This is a genomic window from Klebsiella sp. P1927, from assembly GCF_018204675.1.
GTDB classification, from domain to species: Bacteria; Pseudomonadota; Gammaproteobacteria; order Enterobacterales; family Enterobacteriaceae; genus Klebsiella; species Klebsiella pneumoniae.
In genome coordinates, this window is sequence record NZ_CP073378.1 from 45,163 (window position 1) to 62,506 (window position 17,344).

Genomic DNA, 17,344 nt, shown 5'->3' on the forward strand with positions numbered 1-17,344 from the left:
TAATTGAGACTCTGAACAGGAGGTTTTTTTATGGCATTTCAGGTACTAACCACTACTGCAGCAAGCATCACAGAGCTTAAACGTGATCCTATGGGCACTTTCAATGCAGGAGAAGGTGCCCCTGTAGCCATACTGAATCGCAACGAACCCGCTTTTTACTGTGTACCGCCTGCTCTGTATGCTCAACTGATGGAGCTTCTTGAAGATCAGGAGCTGGGTCGTATTGCTGATGAGCGAATTGGTGAGGCGGTAATCGAGGTCAGTCTAGATGACTTATAAGCTGGCCTTTAATGAATCAGCTCTGAAAGAATGGAAAAAATTGGGCCATACCATTCGGGAACAATTCAAAAAGAAGCTCGCTGAGCGCCTGTTGAACCCACGGGTGCCCGCATCGCAACTACATGGACGCAAAGACCAATACAAAATAAAGCTCCGTGGCGCAGGCTACCGACTGGTTTACAGTGTCAACGATGATGTTGTGACGGTCACCGTAATTGGCGTCGGTAAACGTGAGAATGATGATATTTACAATTTAACCAAACACAGAAATTAAGAGCCCATTCGTTCAGGTATTTAGTCACAAAAACAATCTTTACATGTAATAAATAGTCGGAATACCGACTTCTGTTTATTTCCTGCACCTGTTGACTCCGTGATATATATATGGTTATTTATACAGGTTGTCTCAATACACTCTGAATGCAAAATGCTAATCCAGAAAGCGTATAAATACAGACTCAACCCGACAGATGCACAGGCGCAACGACTGCGTCAGATGTGCGGCTGCGCCCGTTTTGTCTGGAATTACGCCCTGGCAGAGACGCAGCGTATTCTTGAGGCCGGACAAAAACTCCCTTCCGCCTTTGAGCTGAATAAGATGCTGACAGGATGGAAGAAACTCCCTGAGCTGGCGTTTTTATCAGATGCCTACACCGACAACCTTCAGCAGAAACTGAAAGACCTGCACGGGGCATGGGAACGGTGCTTTGATAAAAAGCTGGCAGCGAAAGCGCCCGTGTTCAAACATAAAAGCCACGGCAATGACTCTGTTCGTTTCGTCAATTTTGACAAATACTGCCAGCTTCAGCACAGACGCGTTAAGTTACCCTCGGGGCTGGGCTGGGTGACATTCCGGCAGTCCCGCGCCGTTGTGGGTAAAATCAAAAACGCAACGGTCAGCCAGCACGCTGGCGGCTGGTATATCTCATTTCAGGTAGAAATGGTGGTCGAACAGCCCACGCACCCGTCAACGTCTGCTGTCGGCCTGGATGCCGGTATCTGCAAGCTGGTAACGCTGTCAGACGGCACGGTGTTTGAACCTGTCAACAGTTTTAAACAGAACCAAAGCAGACTGGCAAGGTTACAGCGCCAGCTTGCCCGTAAAGTGAAATTCAGCGCAAACTGGAAGAAGCAGAAAGCAAAAATTTCCCGCTTACACGCGCATATCACCAATATCCGCCGCGATTACCTTCATAAAGTCACGACAACAATCAGCAAAAACCACGCGATGATCGTTATTGAAGATTTGAAGGTTTCCAACATGGCGAAATCGGCAGCGGGTACGGCAGACGAGCCGGGGCGCAACGTTACGGCAAAATCAGGTCTTAACCGGGCGATACTGGATCAGGGCTGGTACGAAATGCGCCGCCAGCTCGAATATAAGCAGCGATGGCGCGGCGGTGAGGTGCTGGCAGTAAATCCGGCCTACACCAGCCAGAAATGCGCCTGCTGTGGTCATACCTCGAAGGAAAACCGTCAATCGCAGGCCACATTTGTCTGCGTGGCGTGTGGATACGAAGCGAATGCTGATGTAAACGGCGCTTGTAATATTTTAGCGGCAGGACATGCCGTACTTGCCTGTGGAGGGACGGTGCAGTCAGTCCGCCCGATGAAGCAGGAACCTGGCACTGAGCGATCAGTCGTCACCCACTAATGGGAATCCCCCTCCTGAATCGCGCAGCGTGAAGGTGGGGAGGATGTCAAATTCCGTATAACACGTTCTTGTTCTTCAGTACTTGATTACATCTTAATTCCCTTATGTTCCTGCATAAATCATTTCACATTCAGGAATTATTTTTGGAAATATAGGCTTTTTAGTTTTTTTCATGATTTTTTCCTCGTCACCGGTAGCTCAAGTTAACAGCCTCCCCCTCTCTGAAGAAGGGCGAGGATTACCACTTCAACGCAACCTACCTAAACCACATTAAGCGGCTTTAGGGTTTACAGTCGCTCCGTGGGCTAATGTGATCAGCCCGACCGCTTTTATATTCTTCGCCGCATTTACGTCACTATCATGGTTAGCCCCACATTCAGGGCAAATCCATGACCTGACGTTAAGCGCCATTTTTGTCATGGTATAGACGCAACCGCTATAGCGTTTTGAGGACGGGAAAAACTGGTCAATGGCGACCACGGATCGCCCCGACCATCTTTTGTCTCAAAGGGTACTCCCACCGTGGCAGGCGGGAGGGGAATTTGAATTGACGCGCTAGCGTTAAAGGAACATTTAGCCGCGCTGGTGCTGAATGTAGCGCTTTACGACTTCCAGCGGTGCTCCACCACATGACCCAACAAAGTAGCTGCGTGACCAGAGAACAGGCTTATTGTACGCCTCCCGCAAATCCAGAAATTCATTCCGTAGCCGCCGACTTGTGACGGCTTTCAGGCTGTTAACCAGTTTTGACAGTTGCACAGTTGGTGGGTATTCGACCAGCATGTGAACATGATCGGCTTCTCCGTCACATTCTTTCAGTACAGCACCGAAATCACCGCAAACTTCACCTGCATACTGATTTACTTTTTCCAGATGTAACTCACCGAAAACTTTACGGCGGTACTTAGTCACAAAAACAATGTGAACATGTAATAAATAGGCAGAATGACGACTTCTGTTTATTTCCTGCACCTGTTGACTCCGTGATGTACATATGGTTATTTATACAGGTTATCTCAATACACACTGAATGCAAAATGCTAATCCAGAAAGCGTATAAATACAGACTCAATCCGACAGATGCACAGGCGCAACGACTGCGTCAGATGTGCGGCTGCGCCCGTTTTGTCTGGAATTACGCCCTGGCAGAGACGCAGCGTATTCTTGAGGCCGGACAAAAACTCCCTTCCGCCTTTGAGCTGAATAAAATGCTGACAGGATGGAAGAAATTACCTGACCTGGCGTTTTTATCTGATGCCTACACCGACAACCTTCAGCAGAAACTGAAAGACCTGCACGGGGCATGGATACGGTGCTTTGATAAAAAACTGGCAGCGAAAGCGCCCGTGTTCAAACGTAAAACCCACGGCAATGATTCCGTTCGTTTCGTCAATTTTGACAAATACTGCCAGCTTGAGTACAGACGCGTTAAGTTACCCTCGGGGCTGGGCTGGGTGACATTCCGGCAGTCCCGGGCCGTTGTGGGTAAAATCAAAAACGCAACGGTCAGCCAGCACGCTGGCGGCTGGTATATCTCGTTTCAGGTAGAAATGGAGGTCGAACAGCCCGCGCACCCGTCAACGTCTGCTGTCGGCCTGGATGCCGGTATCTGCAAGCTGGTAACGCTGTCAGACGGCACGGTGTTTGAACCTGTCAACAGTTTTAAACAGAACCAAAGCAGACTGGCAAGGTTACAGCGCCAGCTTGCCCGTAAAGTGAAATTCAGTGCGAACTGGAAGAAGCAGAAAGCAAGAATTTCCCGCTTACATTCGCATATCGCCAACATCCGCCGCGATTACCTTCACAAAGTCACGACAACAATCAGCAAAAACCACGCGATGATCGTTATTGAAGATTTGAAGGTTTCCAACATGTCGAAATCGGCAGCGGGTACGGTAGACGAGCCGGGGCGCAACGTTGCGGCAAAATCAGGTCTTAACCGGGCGATACTGGATCAGGGCTGGTACGAAATGCGCCGCCAGCTCGAATATAAGCAGCGATGGCGCGGCGGTGAGGTGCTGGCAGTAAATCCGGCATATACCAGCCAGAAATGCGCGCGTTGCGGTCATACAGTAAAGGAAAATCGTCAATCGCAGGCAGTATTTGTCTGCGTGGCGTGTGGATACGAAGCGAACGCCGACATAAACGGCGCTCAAAATATTCTCGCGGCAGGACATGCCGTGTTGTCCGGGATTAACCCCGGACGCGCCCGTAAGGCGGCGTAAGCCGTTAAGCGAGGAACCGGGCAATGCGGTAACGCGTTGCTACCCTACAAAGGGAATCCCCTTCCTGATTCACGTAGTGAGAAGGTGGGGGAGGATGTCAAGTAGCTGAACATTTCCAGGAACGATATTGCAGCGCCTGAGATGTTCAGCCAGAGTTGCCCTTGACTGACCATGGCGTTGGTTCGTTTCATGCTCGCTTCGAAGAGTTGGTAATCTGCGGCGATACCCAACGACTTGCGATACTGCAGCACACCTTTATCTATTTGGTTGAGGACAAAAGCCCCTGTGGTGATATCGTGAGCCTGACCAGCGCTTCCAAAAAGCGAAGACGCCACACCTTGCAGAAAGTCACTTTTTTGTCCTGACTCTTCTTTAGCCGATTCAACAAACTGATTCATCTGCCCTATACGTTTCATGATAGATACGCCCAGGCGTCGGAACAGGATGCATACTGCAGTCCGGTGGATGTCACCATGTGGACGCTGGCCGTCTTCAGGCTGTTTGTCGTCATTGAATCCATCACCGTTTCTATTGAACCAAGATCAGTGACATAGATTTCATTTAACGCCACCCCTCTTAGTGGGGTCTGAACCTCTGTGTCCTGGGTCGTTTTAATACAATCGCGTGCAATAGACTGGATGATTCTGCAGACATCAAAGGCGACAGGTTTTTCACTCCCGCTCATCGTATTCGGGAAAGCCTGACAGAACCCACTGGATTCCCCGCCCCACTCCATATATTTGACCATTTTTGTCATTGGCCCCAGCGTCAGGCTGTCATCGAGCGTGTCAGTGACCTGCCCCACCGGCGTAAGCGGGTCAAACGCTGCTCGCCAGTCCGTAATTAGCCCGTGAAGTAATCCGGTTGTCAGTTAACCGGTTGACGCGATAAATAACGGTACATTGTCTATGTTCCTGACCTCCCCTGTTTTAACCGATTCCAGAGTGACATCGGCTTTAATGACGGGAATTGAATAGAACAGCAACCCCATTATCCAGCAGAAGATCGGGACTTCGTTTTTTGTGGGGGCAAGGACCCACCGCAGGGATTTATAAAAAAGTCCAATTGCTGCTGCATATTCAGCAAATCTGAGCCATTCATTGGATCCGTGAGTGGAAATAATCAGCGCGATCCCGTAAAAGCCGTATAAACAAAATCGATATCACTAATGGTATATATAGTAAAGTTGCTCATTTACCCCCCTACACTGTATTGAGGGTAGCTGACCTCTATTAGATACGTTGAATCTATGCCGAAAACGACGTCTCATGTTGAGTTTGAAAGTTGCATTAAATCGACTCCTGACAGTACTACTGGGAAAAGTAACTCTTCTAAAAAAGTTACTTTTTGGTAGTTTCTCCTCGAAGGTTTCGAGGCATGGTGTAAAGCACTTATGCCTCCTGGTAGAAGGTTCACTTTTTTCTCGCCATACAAACAATTAACAACGCTGAGTATCTTTCTATGTCTTATCATCTTTTCAGCCCATTGGTGCAATCTATATATTTTCACATAGTTGAATTTTATTTCTTCCAAATAAGGGTAGGGAAAATCGAAAAAGTTGATTTTTTTTGGACAGGTATATTTTCAACTTTAACGCCTGTTTTTGAGTTTGGTTACTCAGATGTCCAACCGAAAAATAGTATCTTGCACGTGCATAATTTTATGAAATAATGATGGAAACAACCACTGGGGCATTTCAATGAAAAAAACATTATTAGCTATCCTCACATGCACTCTTCTGGCCGGATGCGCCACTCAACCACAGAGCCCAGATAACCGTATGTTCACAAAAGAACACGGTGTTTACTGGCATGCAGATCCTCAAAAATCGGTGGCAACGAACGCATACGCACTTGCAGGTGTACCAGTAAATGTAGATGAAGCAGAGAATGCAGGAGGGGGAGTTGATGAAGGTCTTGCTTCAAAAATGCTTCTGAACACTGCTACCGGTGTAATAACAGGCGGGCTTAAAGCTGGAATTGGGATGTTTACGGCATCACTCTACAGCGAGGCTGATGCTGAATTTCTCATGGTTCCACAGAGTGTGGTTTTCGTTTCAAATCCTCGCAATCTTCCTTATGACGACCCATCACTTATAAAAGAAGGGGCCAGAATTGTTATCGAGTCAATAAAGGAACAACCTAAAATTTTAGGTGCAACTTATGAGGGTCAAATAAACGCCTTGAACGCATGCACAATCTCAAAATCTTCAATGGGACCTTGGGATAGTTGCGAACTTAAATCAAAGGTAGAAAACTCAGGGGATGTAGGAAGTGAGTTCTTCAAATACCAGGTTATCCGGCCAGCAACTGGTGATGAATTAGCTCAGCTTTCGTTGCCAAAAGGTAATTACTCGATAATTCGATATACTAATATTTTTAGTAAGAATGCTACATTTATGACTAATAACTTTCCAGGTTTTATTCTACAGCCTCAATCAAAGAAAACAGCACCTGGATTTCCTAGTGTGACAATTAATAATCTTGAATATTATTTTATTAAAGGTGATCTTGGAAAGAAAGGATTTCCTCATAAGAAAGAAATATAATCCGGATTTGTCAGTGAACGGAAAGGCCGGGTCTCCGGCCTCCTACTTTTAATTAATTGAATTACCAGTTACAGGATCAACGTAGACAGAGCCTACCTCACATACACTTGGTCTCGGAAGGTATGAACAATCTACATTGTTGCCATTAATTGCCTGCACATTCTCTTCTCTCGCTTTGGTCATATTGATACTACCCCCCATCGACTCCAGTGTTCGCTCCGAGGACAATTGCGCCTCGTTATTTTTATATGGACCCATATTAGCTACAGAACTCTCTGTGAATGCTGCGTATTCATCCGGGACTTCCCCCGCGACAACTGCTGATTCAATATACTCAGTCATATCTATTTTATCCCAGTCAAGTTGCTGGACCTGTGAGATAGTTAATCCCACACAACCACTTTCTACAGGATTAATTCCCAATTGCGGATATGCCTGCTGCATTATTACCCTTGATAATAAAGAGTTATAACAGCACATGTCGGTTGCTTTTTTAATGCACTTCTTAGTGAAGCCAACGTTGAGATATTTAACGCAACGATCTGTATCAATAACAAAACATGCCCCTTGGTTTTTGTGAATTGACGCTTCCATCTCTTTTTGGTCACAAGCCAGAAGCATTTCGAGAAGCATTTTTGTGATTTGATAAGCAGTATATATCCAACCAACTATGTTTAAAGCTAACATAAAATTCTGAACAGCACTTGAGAAAACTGCCTGTCCAAGTTGTGTGGTGGCCGTCTTATCAAACACAAAGTCCCTGATTGCATCGGGCAACATATCGTAAGCTTTATTCATCAACTGCTGTTTTATTGCAGCGAGACCGCCGGTCTGTAACCCATCTTTGGTGAGCTCTGTTGTAACAGCTGAACCTCCCCCTTCAACTGTTGAAGAGCCAATAAGTCTCGAGACGTTTCCTGCTATTGATTCATAAGCAGAAGTTAGTGGTTCAGTCACGCGTTGCCACATTTGGCCCACGCTTGAAGATACACCGGAGGTCCATTGTCCGACAGAGTTCGTCATCGATGCCCACGTACCTGACTCACCACCAGTCCAGGTTGTCAGCTTTGCTGATATTTTTTCCCAGTTTGTGTTTCTGAGCATTGTCCCGGCTAAGATAATTGCCTCTAGTTTTCCGGCTGCACCTTTAGGAGCTTCGCAGCAATCTGTTTTTGCCAACCCGTTTACAAAGCCTACAGAACGGCCACACCATTGCTTCTCTCCGGAGAAGACAATGCAACTATTGGGGTCGTTAGGGTCACTACACATAGCATCGCCCTGCATGTTCTGAACCATGCTGCTATAGGCTGCGACCTTACCGAAATCACTGTTTTGTTCATTCGCACCGGTATTACAAGTACCTCCTGAACATGGGATCATGCCTACGCAGGTGTTTGCTTCGTTTGTTACTGTCACAGTCCTTGTTATTCCTTCATCACAGGTCCACTTTTGTTCGTACATGTAACATTGATTAGTAGCAGAATCGAACCATCCCTCAGCGCATGTTTGACTGGACATAGTGCATGCAGAGTTTGTAGAGTATTTTGAACATGCATCAGGCATATTCTTTATCTGGTCATAATTGTAACAAGCCTCATTGCCATTCTCATCTTTAAGAATATTTCCTGATGCATCATACTGACATAATTTTTCTTTCCCTAACGGATCGCAAAAATATCCTTCTAGATTAGTTTTCCAGGTTAAGTTACCTTGGTCTCCTTCATATAAAGGTGATGCATATTGCAATATCGATTGTGGTAAACGTTTAGTGCCTACATCAAGATCGGCAAAACGATCAAACCTGCAAAATGAACCTGTTTGTTTAACAACATCGTAGCAGCCAGGTGGGTCCTGTATATGTTTATCTTCAAGTTTGATATTTTCAAAAATTAGTTCTACTTCAAAGTACCCTTCACCGTTACCCCCGACCCATACAGTAGATGACATTTCAACTTCGTGGTCACTTTCTTTGTACACGGATTCTGAAACTTGGCGCGTTATATCAATAGGTTCCTTTAATTTATTCGATTTATTTCTCTCCATGCCATTACGTGGTGGGCCATAACCAGGTTCGCGATATTCACCATCGATATGAGCAAAAATCTGCTTGCCATCAAGATTAACTTGCATGTGGTCATCCCACTCAGCATTTACTATGCTTGCTGATTTTAAGATAGCGTCCTGGTGGAAATGAAGCGTCATGCTATTGTCATAAACACCACCAGACCAGTAGTCATTACCACGCTTTCCGAACCAGATACGTATACAGTTATCGCCACATACGCTTAGGTCACCATTACCACCAGAGATGTAAACTGGTACACTGAAGTCACGTGTAATAGTGCAACTACCATAATTATCTTTTTTAGGTGCGTTACAGTAATATTCCTTATAATCAGGAATATGTTTTTCTTTTGTTGTAGTTGTGGTCTGTGTTGAACAGTTTTGCAACCATTGACCCGTACCAGCCGCTGCGTTTGCTATTTCATTTCTGCCACTTGTAAACATTGGGTCATTTGGCGAAATATTAGGGGCTGGATTGGATTTTGTTGCAGCCACCAGCGAACGATATGCTTGCCCATCATAACTATTAGCAGTGAATAATTGACTCTTACGAGTTTTTATATCGTTAATGAATCCTTTCTCGTCACCATAACTATCACCAGCATTAAACTGAACATCAGCATTATTTTGCTCTGAACTATACATTTCAGCTGTATTGGTACTAGTGATCGCGCCTCCAGGATTGGGGTTGTTACTTATAGATATACTTCCATCCTGGTTACGTGAAAGTAACTTTCCACCGTTTTCTGAACCTTTTATGTTTATATTATTACCGTTCATGTTGGGTAGCATTACCGTACCAGCGATGTCCGAACCATCAGTTTTGGCATAATTCAAAACATCATCATTTGTGAATGTTTTTCCACCATATTTCTTCAGGTCCATTGACGAACTGTTAGTACTATCAAAACCATTTATTTTGTCGGTATAAGAAGGATTTTCACTATTCTTATATTTTTCTAAAATGTCCTCTGTAGTTACTGTTGAAGTTCTGTTCGCTGCAGGATTAGCAAGATCAAAATTGTTTTCCAGTTGTTCATAAATTTCGTTTGCCGCATATACTTTCGGTGCCATCACAATATTGAGAAGCGTGACATAATACGCCCAACTGAGCGTATTAGTTACAATTGACACAGCTACGGCTAAGGAAACAGCCCTTTTAAATATCATCTTGACCCCTTAACCAAGCCACCTTACGCAGCAATCGTTATAACGCCAAAGCATGTATACATAGTTATTTACACCTATACGTTTTCGTCCGCCCTTCCGTGTCGACCAGTCATGAACAGAATCACCAAGTCTATGACAACATTCCGGTCCTTCTGCTTCCGGTACGGGATACAGCATCGATAGCCTGTACTGTGATCTAGGCATGAAATAACTGAACCTGCGTTCGCACATAGCGTCCTGGCCCATGGTTTTCATCAACATTCCTTGCCTGTGCAACTTGGTAATCATTCGTTGAGTTAATAATGAGGAAACCCGGACTGAATCGTCATTCGCAAAAACATGGCCGGTTAGCGGATAGAGGTTACCATCACAACCTGCACAAAAGTGGGCACTCAGATTGTCAGCCCCAGCTGTAACCTTCACACAGTCAGCTGCGCACCACATTGAAGCAATAGGATTTGCGAAAACAACTGCCTCAGGATTTAATACGAGTGTAAGCAGGTCATTTTCCCAGAGCGGATCAACTTCGCTAATGTAGGTAAGAGACGGGTCAATATAAGGCTCAGCGGTACAATCCCCCATAATGAGGAGCTTAAGCATCACTAGGATCGGAAACTCCCATAAGTGAACATCATAAAACCCTGCCTCATTACCCCCTTTGGGCCTGTTAGTTGCTCCTTTCCCCATATCGAAGCTTGAAGACTGAAGACTAACCCCTTCAAGGAATGGCGAACACCATGGTGACTGTACAACCTCTACTATTTTTACTGGTTGGAAAAACGACAGTTGCCATCCTACCTCTGGGACCCCATTTTGATCTGTGCAATAACATACGGGTTGTGACGGTGCAGCCCCTTCTGGTGAGGAGCCTACTCCCATAATGCGCATTGGAAAAATACAGCTCCAACAGATGTTTTTAATCAAACCTTTCCAAACACCGGCCGATTGACAGATTCCGCTACCCGTCTCAGCCCCAATCGCCATTCCTGGTAAAGCCAGGCTGAGCATGACAGCAGTGAATGCTGACAAAAGTAACTTTCGTATCATTGAGCCGCCTCTTTTTCTGATTGCTGATTTATACGCGTATACTCGCGTACATCTGCCTGAGCAAACTGCTGTACTTTGAAGTAGGTTCCTTCAACCGATATGATTGTAGGGGGGGACTTAATCAGGAACCGGCTAATGATTTCAGGGTTGATCTTGTACATCTGCCCATAGAACTGGCCGCGCAACTCCTCTAAATGCTTCCAGCCATCATCACGTTTGATTCGCGTAAAAATGGGCATAACTTTTCCTTCGCCGAAACGGTGACGAAACTGTATTTTGGCCCATGTCAGCTGCTCAGAATTCATTGGGTCAAAAACGATCATTGTCAGTTTCTGTGGAAATTGAGCAAGAGGATTTCCCTTCTGCCCTGCGGCAGCAATGAGGTTACCTTGGTTATCTCTAATATCTTGGTTTACCTGAATTGTTGGGTCGATATACCAGATTTTATTCTCGTCAGATACGGGAAGGGACGCCATCCACTGATTTTGCCAAGTTGATTTTATTGCGTTCTTTTTGGCCGCCTCCCAGTCATATTTATTACTTCTCTCCTCAAGTTCCTGTACAATACTTTTCTCTTTTATAGGGAATGTTTGGGCTGAAACCGGGAAGGTTGTTTTTTCTGGGTTTTCCTCGATCTGTTTCATGAAATACTTAATGTTAATCGACCCACTAATCTTGTAGGTTTTATCATCTTTTCTGTACACCATCGTTGGAACTTCTTTTACGCTATACTGGGTAAAACTTTCCGGATCGAGGGTGACTAAAGGTTCTTTTTTTATTTTTGCTTTAGATATATAATCACGCAGCACTACCTGCATCTGAATAAGGTTTTCTACACCTTCCTTAAGCCCCCTGAACACCACGCGCGCATTGTTTTCCGATGCTGTTTTAATCAGGTCTATCAATACATAGTCTGGCATGCTGAATGATGCAAATATTGTCAAGCCATTATCAGTCGATAGTTCTTCATTTTTGTTGTTATCTAATTTACGTTCGAAGTCCTGTGCAGTAATCCCCGACTTCCCAAACATTTTTTCAACGTTGGAAGACTGGGTTCGCATTGACTCGTTTTTTGACTTGTTAATTGTGTCTGCCTCTTCAGAGAAGGTCTCTGTAGACTGATTCTTTTTTATGTCCTGCGCAATATCACTCATCGCTTCCGCTTCACGCAGCTTACCTGTGTGTTCTATCACCGCACGCACACTGTCGGAGACAGAGCTGGGATTGTACCGGGGTGTGCCGACAATCGACTCTATGCTTTGAGTCTTTGCATGATCAATAGAGTCATCGGCATATGACAGAGATGTAGCTAACAGGCAGCTAAAAAGTAACTTTTTAATACATTCAGAAGATGGCATATGCTTTTCCTGTGATTGTCGTTTCTGGTATTGTTCCCCAAAAACGGGAATCCCATGAGTAATCGGTCTGGCCAACTACGAAAATGTGTCCAGCTGGAACCGTGATTTCACGGTTCAGAATTTGCGGTTCAATATGGTATTTTTTGGCAATACGCCTTCCGTCAACCCGGAAAATACGGTCGCCGTTTTTAACGTATGTTTCTGTAATCTGGATTTTGTCCCCACCCTTACCAGCAACGATTTTTATTACCTTCTCCCCAGGTTTAATGAATCGAACATCTCTGTCCATGGTGAAGTTAATCATATCCCCAATTTCATAGCCCTTATCATATTTATCCACCATGTAATAATCAGCTGGAATACAGCCATGCAGGAGTCCATGCCCCAGAGTGAAGCGGGAAAAGAACAGATGCATTAATACCGAGATGATCACCAGGTGCAGAATCAGTGATTTATCAACTCGTAAAACACCTCTTCTGTGCGGAGAAAGATATCTAAGGGACATCAACATGAGATGGGTCCTGAATGATTATTTCAGGATATTATGCCCGAAAGGAAGAGGCCATTTGCTGAATAACAAGATGATTTTAATCATTTACCAAAAAAAATAGCCCCTGACTCAGGGGCTACTCAAGAGAATGACTTATGTCAGTTATTCAACGTAATGAAACTTGTCGCTGAATCACCGCTGTCATCGTAAGCAGTTATAGACACCACCAGCTTACCCTTATTTTGAGCTTTGGACAGTGTTGCAGTACTTCCGAACACACCACGAACCTGATCATTCACCTTCCAAACATAACTGGAAATCTTGCCGTCAGGATCACTGCATTTTGCAGTAAATGCCCAGCTCAGTTGCGTTTCAGTGTATGTCAGGTTACATGTAGGAGGCGTGTTCGGTATCACGTCAAAATCAACCACAACAACCCCTCTCTGACCCTGCGTACTGACAACGTCCATTTCCAGTTTATAACTACCTTCCATGATGTTCTCAAACGTCTGTGACCAGTAATTTTTGCCACCATCGACAGGCTTACCATTCAGCTTAAACGTCACATTGTCAATTGAGTCTGCCGAGTGGGCCAGCTTAACACTGGACCTCAAGGACAGGTCCAGCGGGGCCCTCATGAACTTGTTAGAGTATTTGGGAGTAACGCTAATTTCCATCGGACTCTGTTCGTTCACGATAAAAGTGTAATCAACCCGGGCTTCATTGTTCCTGTTATCCTTCAGGACATACGTCAACGTATGTGTACCCGATTTTGTTACCTGGAACACTTTCGTCCCGTTATTGTCGCTGGACAGCGTCATCATATTTTTGTCGTATTGCCAGTCCTGGGTGAACACAACTCCAGGATAAGAAACATCCACACCAGAGACTGATACGGTGAGTTCCGAAGGTATCATGGTGTATTTCAGTTTTGTATTCAGGCGTGGCTCCGGGAATTTGTATACCCAAGATTTTACGCTGATTTTCCGTTTTGCTATGGTTCTGTCTTTTGCCTCCGGCATGTAGGCCTGATACGTAAACGTTGCATACCCACGTTCATCTAACATGTCTTCGGTCAGGACGGTATCAAGCAGCCCCCCCTGTTTTACGCTTCCATCAGGGAGCACCCACTCCTGGACAACTTTAGCATCAGATGAGTACTCGATATTAGGGTTCGTGTAGGTACCCTGCAAAGTAACTTTTTTACCTACCTCTACCTGCGAGTTCCCCTCAACCTTAACCGACAATTTCTTATGCTTAATGACAGTGACACGAGCACGAGTTTCTTTCCATGCCGATTTCCCGGCCATTTCGTCGGTTTCGGTATACCGTACTTTTGCAAAGATATACTTGGGCACCTCCGAGGACGTAATCATGTATTTAACCCCCCCCTCAGTCCATTCCTCTCCATCCTCTGACCACTGGACTTCAACTGCACTACCTTGTACATCTTCATTGTTATCAGTCAGTGTCACCGGGATGCTGTGCCCCTCAAGAACCTTTCCAACCGAGATAACAGGTTTAGGTTCCCGGTAAGCAACCACCGTGAGATTATCGGTATATGAGACCTTACCTGTGTATTTGTTGGTCAGTTTGGCGCGGTAAAGCCACTTACCTACTTCTTTTTGTTTGATGCTTACGCTTCGAAGTCCGGTCATATCTTCAAGCGTATTCCAGGTTGATCCATTGTTACTGGACATCTGCCATTCAGTTGGACTCAGGGAATCATAATCATCGGTACTTTTCGTTCTGAATGAGACCATTGCTGACAGAGGAACTCGGCCTACAATAAGCGATTTAGACAGCCCACCTTCGAGGTTGGCCCCTTTATACACCCTGATACTTGTTGTTGATGTCTCACGTTTGAGTACAAAATCTTTAAACGGACTGCGTACCGTAGCTACTGCGATGATGCGGTGACTACCCAGAGTCAGATCGTCCATGTTGAGCTCACCGGTCGCAATCCCCTCAGAGTTAACGGGCAGATCACCGGTCAGAGGAGTTCGCTCAGTTACCGAAACATCTTTACCGGTTTCTTCATCCGTAACCCATTTAGAGGTAACTTTGTAAACCACCACATCCCACTGCCCCATTGTGGAGGCATCGTACAATGTACAGTTACAGCTGTTATTCCATTGGCCGATGTTTACCGATACCGGTACTTTCAAACTCGTTGCTGATTTACGCTCTGCAACTTTCATATAGGCACGAATACTGAAGTTTGGAACAGTATAAACTTTGAGCACACTGGATGACTTTATACTGGCTTCATTTTCGTAGGAAGCTTCGATGTTTACATTCGTTTGCGTCCACAATGGCGCTGCAGGTACTTTTATACGCTCAGAATAAGTTACCGGCGTATCACCACCTGATTTATTCTTGTAGGTTTTAGTTTCAGCGTCCTGGCCTTCAACCTTAGTTGTAAGGACAACGTTAGCCGGTACTGATTTTGCAAGCACCTTAGCTGCGTCCCCACCAGTGATATAAACCAGTGCTGTATCCTTACCAAGAGTCTCTACCGTTTTACTCATCTTGTATGAAATTTCAGGTGCAAACGGTTCAACGGCTTTAACGGTTTTACGGTTATGAGTGGCAATGGCTTTAGAGCCTTTTGTATTAATCACATAGACGTTGTAGTCAAGGACGTTATCGCCAACTTTAGAGAAGTAACCCGTCAGGCCAGGAACTTTAGACTTCGAGTAAAATTCGAGACCAGATGGAACGTTGTTCCACTGAACATAACAGGCCGTTCCATAAACCGCAGTTCCGAACTGGCTAAGAAACGCCTGAGCGTCTTCTTCAGTAGAGAAAATCTTACAGGTATTCCCTGATTGCTGAGTAACCAGCGAAGTGTAAGGACGGACGTAACCGTAAATCGTAGACGCTGATTCGATGGACTTCAGAGTGAAAGTCATCGGCATATAGGTAAAATCGATTGAATAGGTTTTGGATATACCGTTAACATTCTCAGCAACAACCGTCAAAGTATGGACTTTGTTTGTTTCGAGTGACGGCATCGGCTTTAACCGGTAGATCCCTTTGACGTTTGTGGGAGTGTATGAAGCCATGACGTTATCAATGACAACGCTCTTGATGTCGGCAACACCCTCTTCGCCCTGGAATGCAGCAATAACGATCTCATTCAGGAAGTACACCTGGTCCCGCTTAACAAGCTCTGAGCCGTCCTTGAAAACGGAAACAGATGGTTCATCAGACAGTATAAGTTTAGATTCCGGTTCGGTATAACTGGAATCATTGCCCGCTGTATTAGACACAGAATATGTTGCAACGTAAGAAGCGCTGGCCAGATCGCTTATATCAAAAAAATAAACAAATTTACCCGCAACTTCCTGATATCCGGCGACAGGTTGAAGAGTTCGACGGGACGGAGTTGACCAAATTTTGTTAAAATTAAGCTCCGTACCATCATCTAAAGTAACTTTTGTCATTGGAGAGAAGCTACCATCAGGAGCAAGTGTGAGCGACATTGCAGCAGGTTTCCACCAGTCATTGGTATCTGACCGGGCAGGAACCGAGACAGCTACAGCGATCGTCTGCGGAGCAACGTAGATATCTTTATCTCCGATCTTGAATGACCGAGCTTCTTTAGAGACGTTCCAGAAGGTATTGTCTATCGCTGGAGCGCGGTAATCCCAGCTTAATCTCACCTTAGAGGTTACTGGTGGGGAGAAGTAATTATTGAACGAGTTTAAGGTTACGCCTACATCCCTGCTTCCGAAATCGGAACTCCCATCACTGATGCCTACGCTTCCGGTCGTTATAGAACATTTTGAGGCTCCTGCAGCAATGGCGCAGGATGTCCCAGAACCGACAGACGCGACCATATCGTAGTCTCGGGGTTCAACGGTTATATCAATATTTGAGAGTGTCTCGTTTTTAATGTATGACGTCAGTGTTGAACCGGAAGAACCGTTGCTCATTGAACCTTTTATAGAAGTAATCACAGGAGCTACAGGCGCAACAGTCTTGAAGTTGTACTCCCCTTCCTTGACTATGACTTTTTCACGTTTTGAGCCCGAGTAGTAAACGATTTGCCATGGAAGTTTGATATCCCCAGCGATCGCAGGGATGCCCTTCAGTGAGAACCCATTAGCAATCGGCATACCGGAATTATTAGGTAACCATTCAAACACACATTTCAGGCTACCAGCCGTACTTTTGACATTAGGATCAGAGGACACCTCGCATCCCTCAGATACCGGAATAGCTGTAACCGTACTTTCTTTCACGAAGGCCGTATTTACTTGTGAACTGGTAGAAAATTTGACATCTGGTAATGACGTTTCCAGGGTACCGGAAACCATTATCGATTCTGCGTTTGAAAAAGCACTGAACACAGAACAGAACATCAGGAAAGAGATTTTATTAATTTTAGTCATGGAACGCTCTGATCGTAGTTATGCCATAGTTACATCTAATGTATCCTATGAACAGAGCGTATTTTTCCCATTAAGGGAAGTATCTTCATTGAAATTCCCGTAAAACGGG

General features: G+C 45.1%; 11 protein-coding genes and 2 pseudogenes. 5 read left to right on the forward strand and 8 right to left on the reverse strand.

Features of this window, described 5'->3' with window-relative positions; genetic code table 11:
• The first annotated feature begins 30 nt into the window (after nt 1–30).
• The 3 genes from KB892_RS27480 (at nt 31) to KB892_RS27495 (ending at nt 1,933) form a co-directional block, all read left to right on the forward strand.
• Entirely contained in the window at nt 31–279 is a 249-nt protein-coding gene (locus KB892_RS27480) for a type II toxin-antitoxin system Phd/YefM family antitoxin (RefSeq protein WP_004181777.1), read from the forward strand.
• The gene (locus KB892_RS27485) at nt 269–553 is read left to right on the forward strand and encodes a type II toxin-antitoxin system RelE family toxin (RefSeq protein WP_004181778.1); all 285 of its coding nucleotides are present in this window, start codon (nt 269–271) and stop codon (nt 551–553) included. The genes KB892_RS27480 and KB892_RS27485 overlap by 11 nt, the downstream gene beginning before the upstream one ends.
• 153 nt (nt 554–706) lie before the next feature.
• Nucleotides 707–1,933: an RNA-guided endonuclease InsQ/TnpB family protein gene (locus KB892_RS27495; RefSeq protein WP_040209639.1), complete on the forward strand. Its 1,227-nt coding sequence runs from the start codon at nt 707–709 to the stop codon at nt 1,931–1,933.
• 270 nt (nt 1,934–2,203) lie between these two features.
• On the opposite strand, the pseudogene KB892_RS27500 reads toward KB892_RS27495, so the two are convergent.
• Together KB892_RS27500 and tnpA are read right to left on the reverse strand one after the other, a co-directional pair.
• Nucleotides 2,204–2,428 (reverse strand): annotated as a pseudogene (locus KB892_RS27500) (zinc ribbon domain-containing protein); the annotation flags it as partial.
• 78 nt (nt 2,429–2,506) lie between these two features.
• Nucleotides 2,507–2,935, reverse strand: coding sequence for an IS200/IS605 family transposase (gene tnpA, locus KB892_RS27505; RefSeq protein WP_077257669.1), 429 nt, complete (start codon nt 2,933–2,935; stop codon nt 2,507–2,509).
• Nucleotides 2,936–2,970: 35 nt separating this feature from the next.
• Between tnpA and KB892_RS27510 the strand changes: the two genes are divergently transcribed.
• On the forward strand, nt 2,971–4,158 hold the full coding sequence (locus tag KB892_RS27510) for an RNA-guided endonuclease InsQ/TnpB family protein (protein ID WP_040209642.1): 1,188 nt from the start codon (nt 2,971–2,973) through the stop codon (nt 4,156–4,158).
• A 92-nt stretch (nt 4,159–4,250) separates the two neighbouring features.
• Here KB892_RS27510 and KB892_RS31575 read toward each other — a convergent pair.
• Nucleotides 4,251–5,352 (reverse strand): annotated as a pseudogene (locus KB892_RS31575) (conjugal transfer protein TraG N-terminal domain-containing protein); the annotation flags it as partial.
• 505 nt (nt 5,353–5,857) lie between these two features.
• Between KB892_RS31575 and KB892_RS27520 the strand changes: the two are divergent.
• Entirely contained in the window at nt 5,858–6,706 is an 849-nt protein-coding gene (locus KB892_RS27520; protein WP_064794295.1) for a hypothetical protein, read from the forward strand.
• A gap of 48 nt (nt 6,707–6,754) precedes the next feature.
• Here the strand turns inward: KB892_RS27520 and traN are convergent, their stop codons facing one another.
• The 5 genes from traN to KB892_RS27545 all read right to left on the reverse strand — a co-directional run bounded on the left by traN (nt 6,755) and on the right by KB892_RS27545 (nt 17,235).
• Complete coding sequence (traN, locus tag KB892_RS27525; protein ID WP_070083078.1) at nt 6,755–9,940, reverse strand: conjugal transfer protein TraN; 3,186 nt, start codon at nt 9,938–9,940, stop codon at nt 6,755–6,757.
• Nucleotides 9,941–9,949: 9 nt separating this feature from the next.
• On the reverse strand, nt 9,950–10,987 hold the full coding sequence (gene trhU / locus KB892_RS27530; RefSeq protein WP_004026524.1) for an IncHI-type conjugal transfer protein TrhU: 1,038 nt from the start codon (nt 10,985–10,987) through the stop codon (nt 9,950–9,952).
• Complete coding sequence (locus KB892_RS27535) at nt 10,984–12,345, reverse strand: TrbC family F-type conjugative pilus assembly protein (RefSeq protein WP_202153276.1); 1,362 nt, start codon at nt 12,343–12,345, stop codon at nt 10,984–10,986. Before KB892_RS27535 ends, trhU begins: the two co-directional genes overlap by 4 nt.
• Nucleotides 12,332–12,856 (reverse strand): signal peptidase I, encoded by a 525-nt coding sequence (lepB, locus tag KB892_RS27540; protein ID WP_004026522.1) that lies wholly within the window; start codon nt 12,854–12,856, stop codon nt 12,332–12,334. Before lepB ends, KB892_RS27535 begins: the two co-directional genes overlap by 14 nt.
• Before the next feature lie 137 nt (nt 12,857–12,993).
• Nucleotides 12,994–17,235 carry an Ig-like domain-containing protein gene (locus tag KB892_RS27545; protein ID WP_101992391.1) on the reverse strand — a complete coding sequence of 1,414 codons (4,242 nt, stop codon included), beginning with the start codon at nt 17,233–17,235 and terminating at the stop codon, nt 12,994–12,996.
• Between the last annotated feature and the right edge of the window lie 109 nt (nt 17,236–17,344).

Excerpts from the sequence above, each read along its gene's own strand:
- KB892_RS27480 (WP_004181777.1), top strand. The coding sequence starts at position 31 with ATGGCATTTCAGGTACTAACCACTACTGCAGCAAGCATCACAGAGCTT.
- KB892_RS27485 (WP_004181778.1), top strand. The coding sequence starts at position 269 with ATGACTTATAAGCTGGCCTTTAATGAATCAGCTCTGAAAGAATGGAAA.
- KB892_RS27495 (WP_040209639.1), top strand. The coding sequence starts at position 707 with ATGCTAATCCAGAAAGCGTATAAATACAGACTCAACCCGACAGATGCA.
- KB892_RS27510 (WP_040209642.1), top strand. The coding sequence starts at position 2,971 with ATGCTAATCCAGAAAGCGTATAAATACAGACTCAATCCGACAGATGCA.
- KB892_RS27520 (WP_064794295.1), top strand. The coding sequence starts at position 5,858 with ATGAAAAAAACATTATTAGCTATCCTCACATGCACTCTTCTGGCCGGA.
- traN (WP_070083078.1), bottom strand. The coding sequence starts at position 9,940 with ATGATATTTAAAAGGGCTGTTTCCTTAGCCGTAGCTGTGTCAATTGTA.
- trhU (WP_004026524.1), bottom strand. The coding sequence starts at position 10,987 with ATGATACGAAAGTTACTTTTGTCAGCATTCACTGCTGTCATGCTCAGC.
- KB892_RS27535 (WP_202153276.1), bottom strand. The coding sequence starts at position 12,345 with ATGCCATCTTCTGAATGTATTAAAAAGTTACTTTTTAGCTGCCTGTTA.
- lepB (WP_004026522.1), bottom strand. The coding sequence starts at position 12,856 with ATGTTGATGTCCCTTAGATATCTTTCTCCGCACAGAAGAGGTGTTTTA.
- KB892_RS27545 (WP_101992391.1), bottom strand. The coding sequence starts at position 17,235 with ATGACTAAAATTAATAAAATCTCTTTCCTGATGTTCTGTTCTGTGTTC.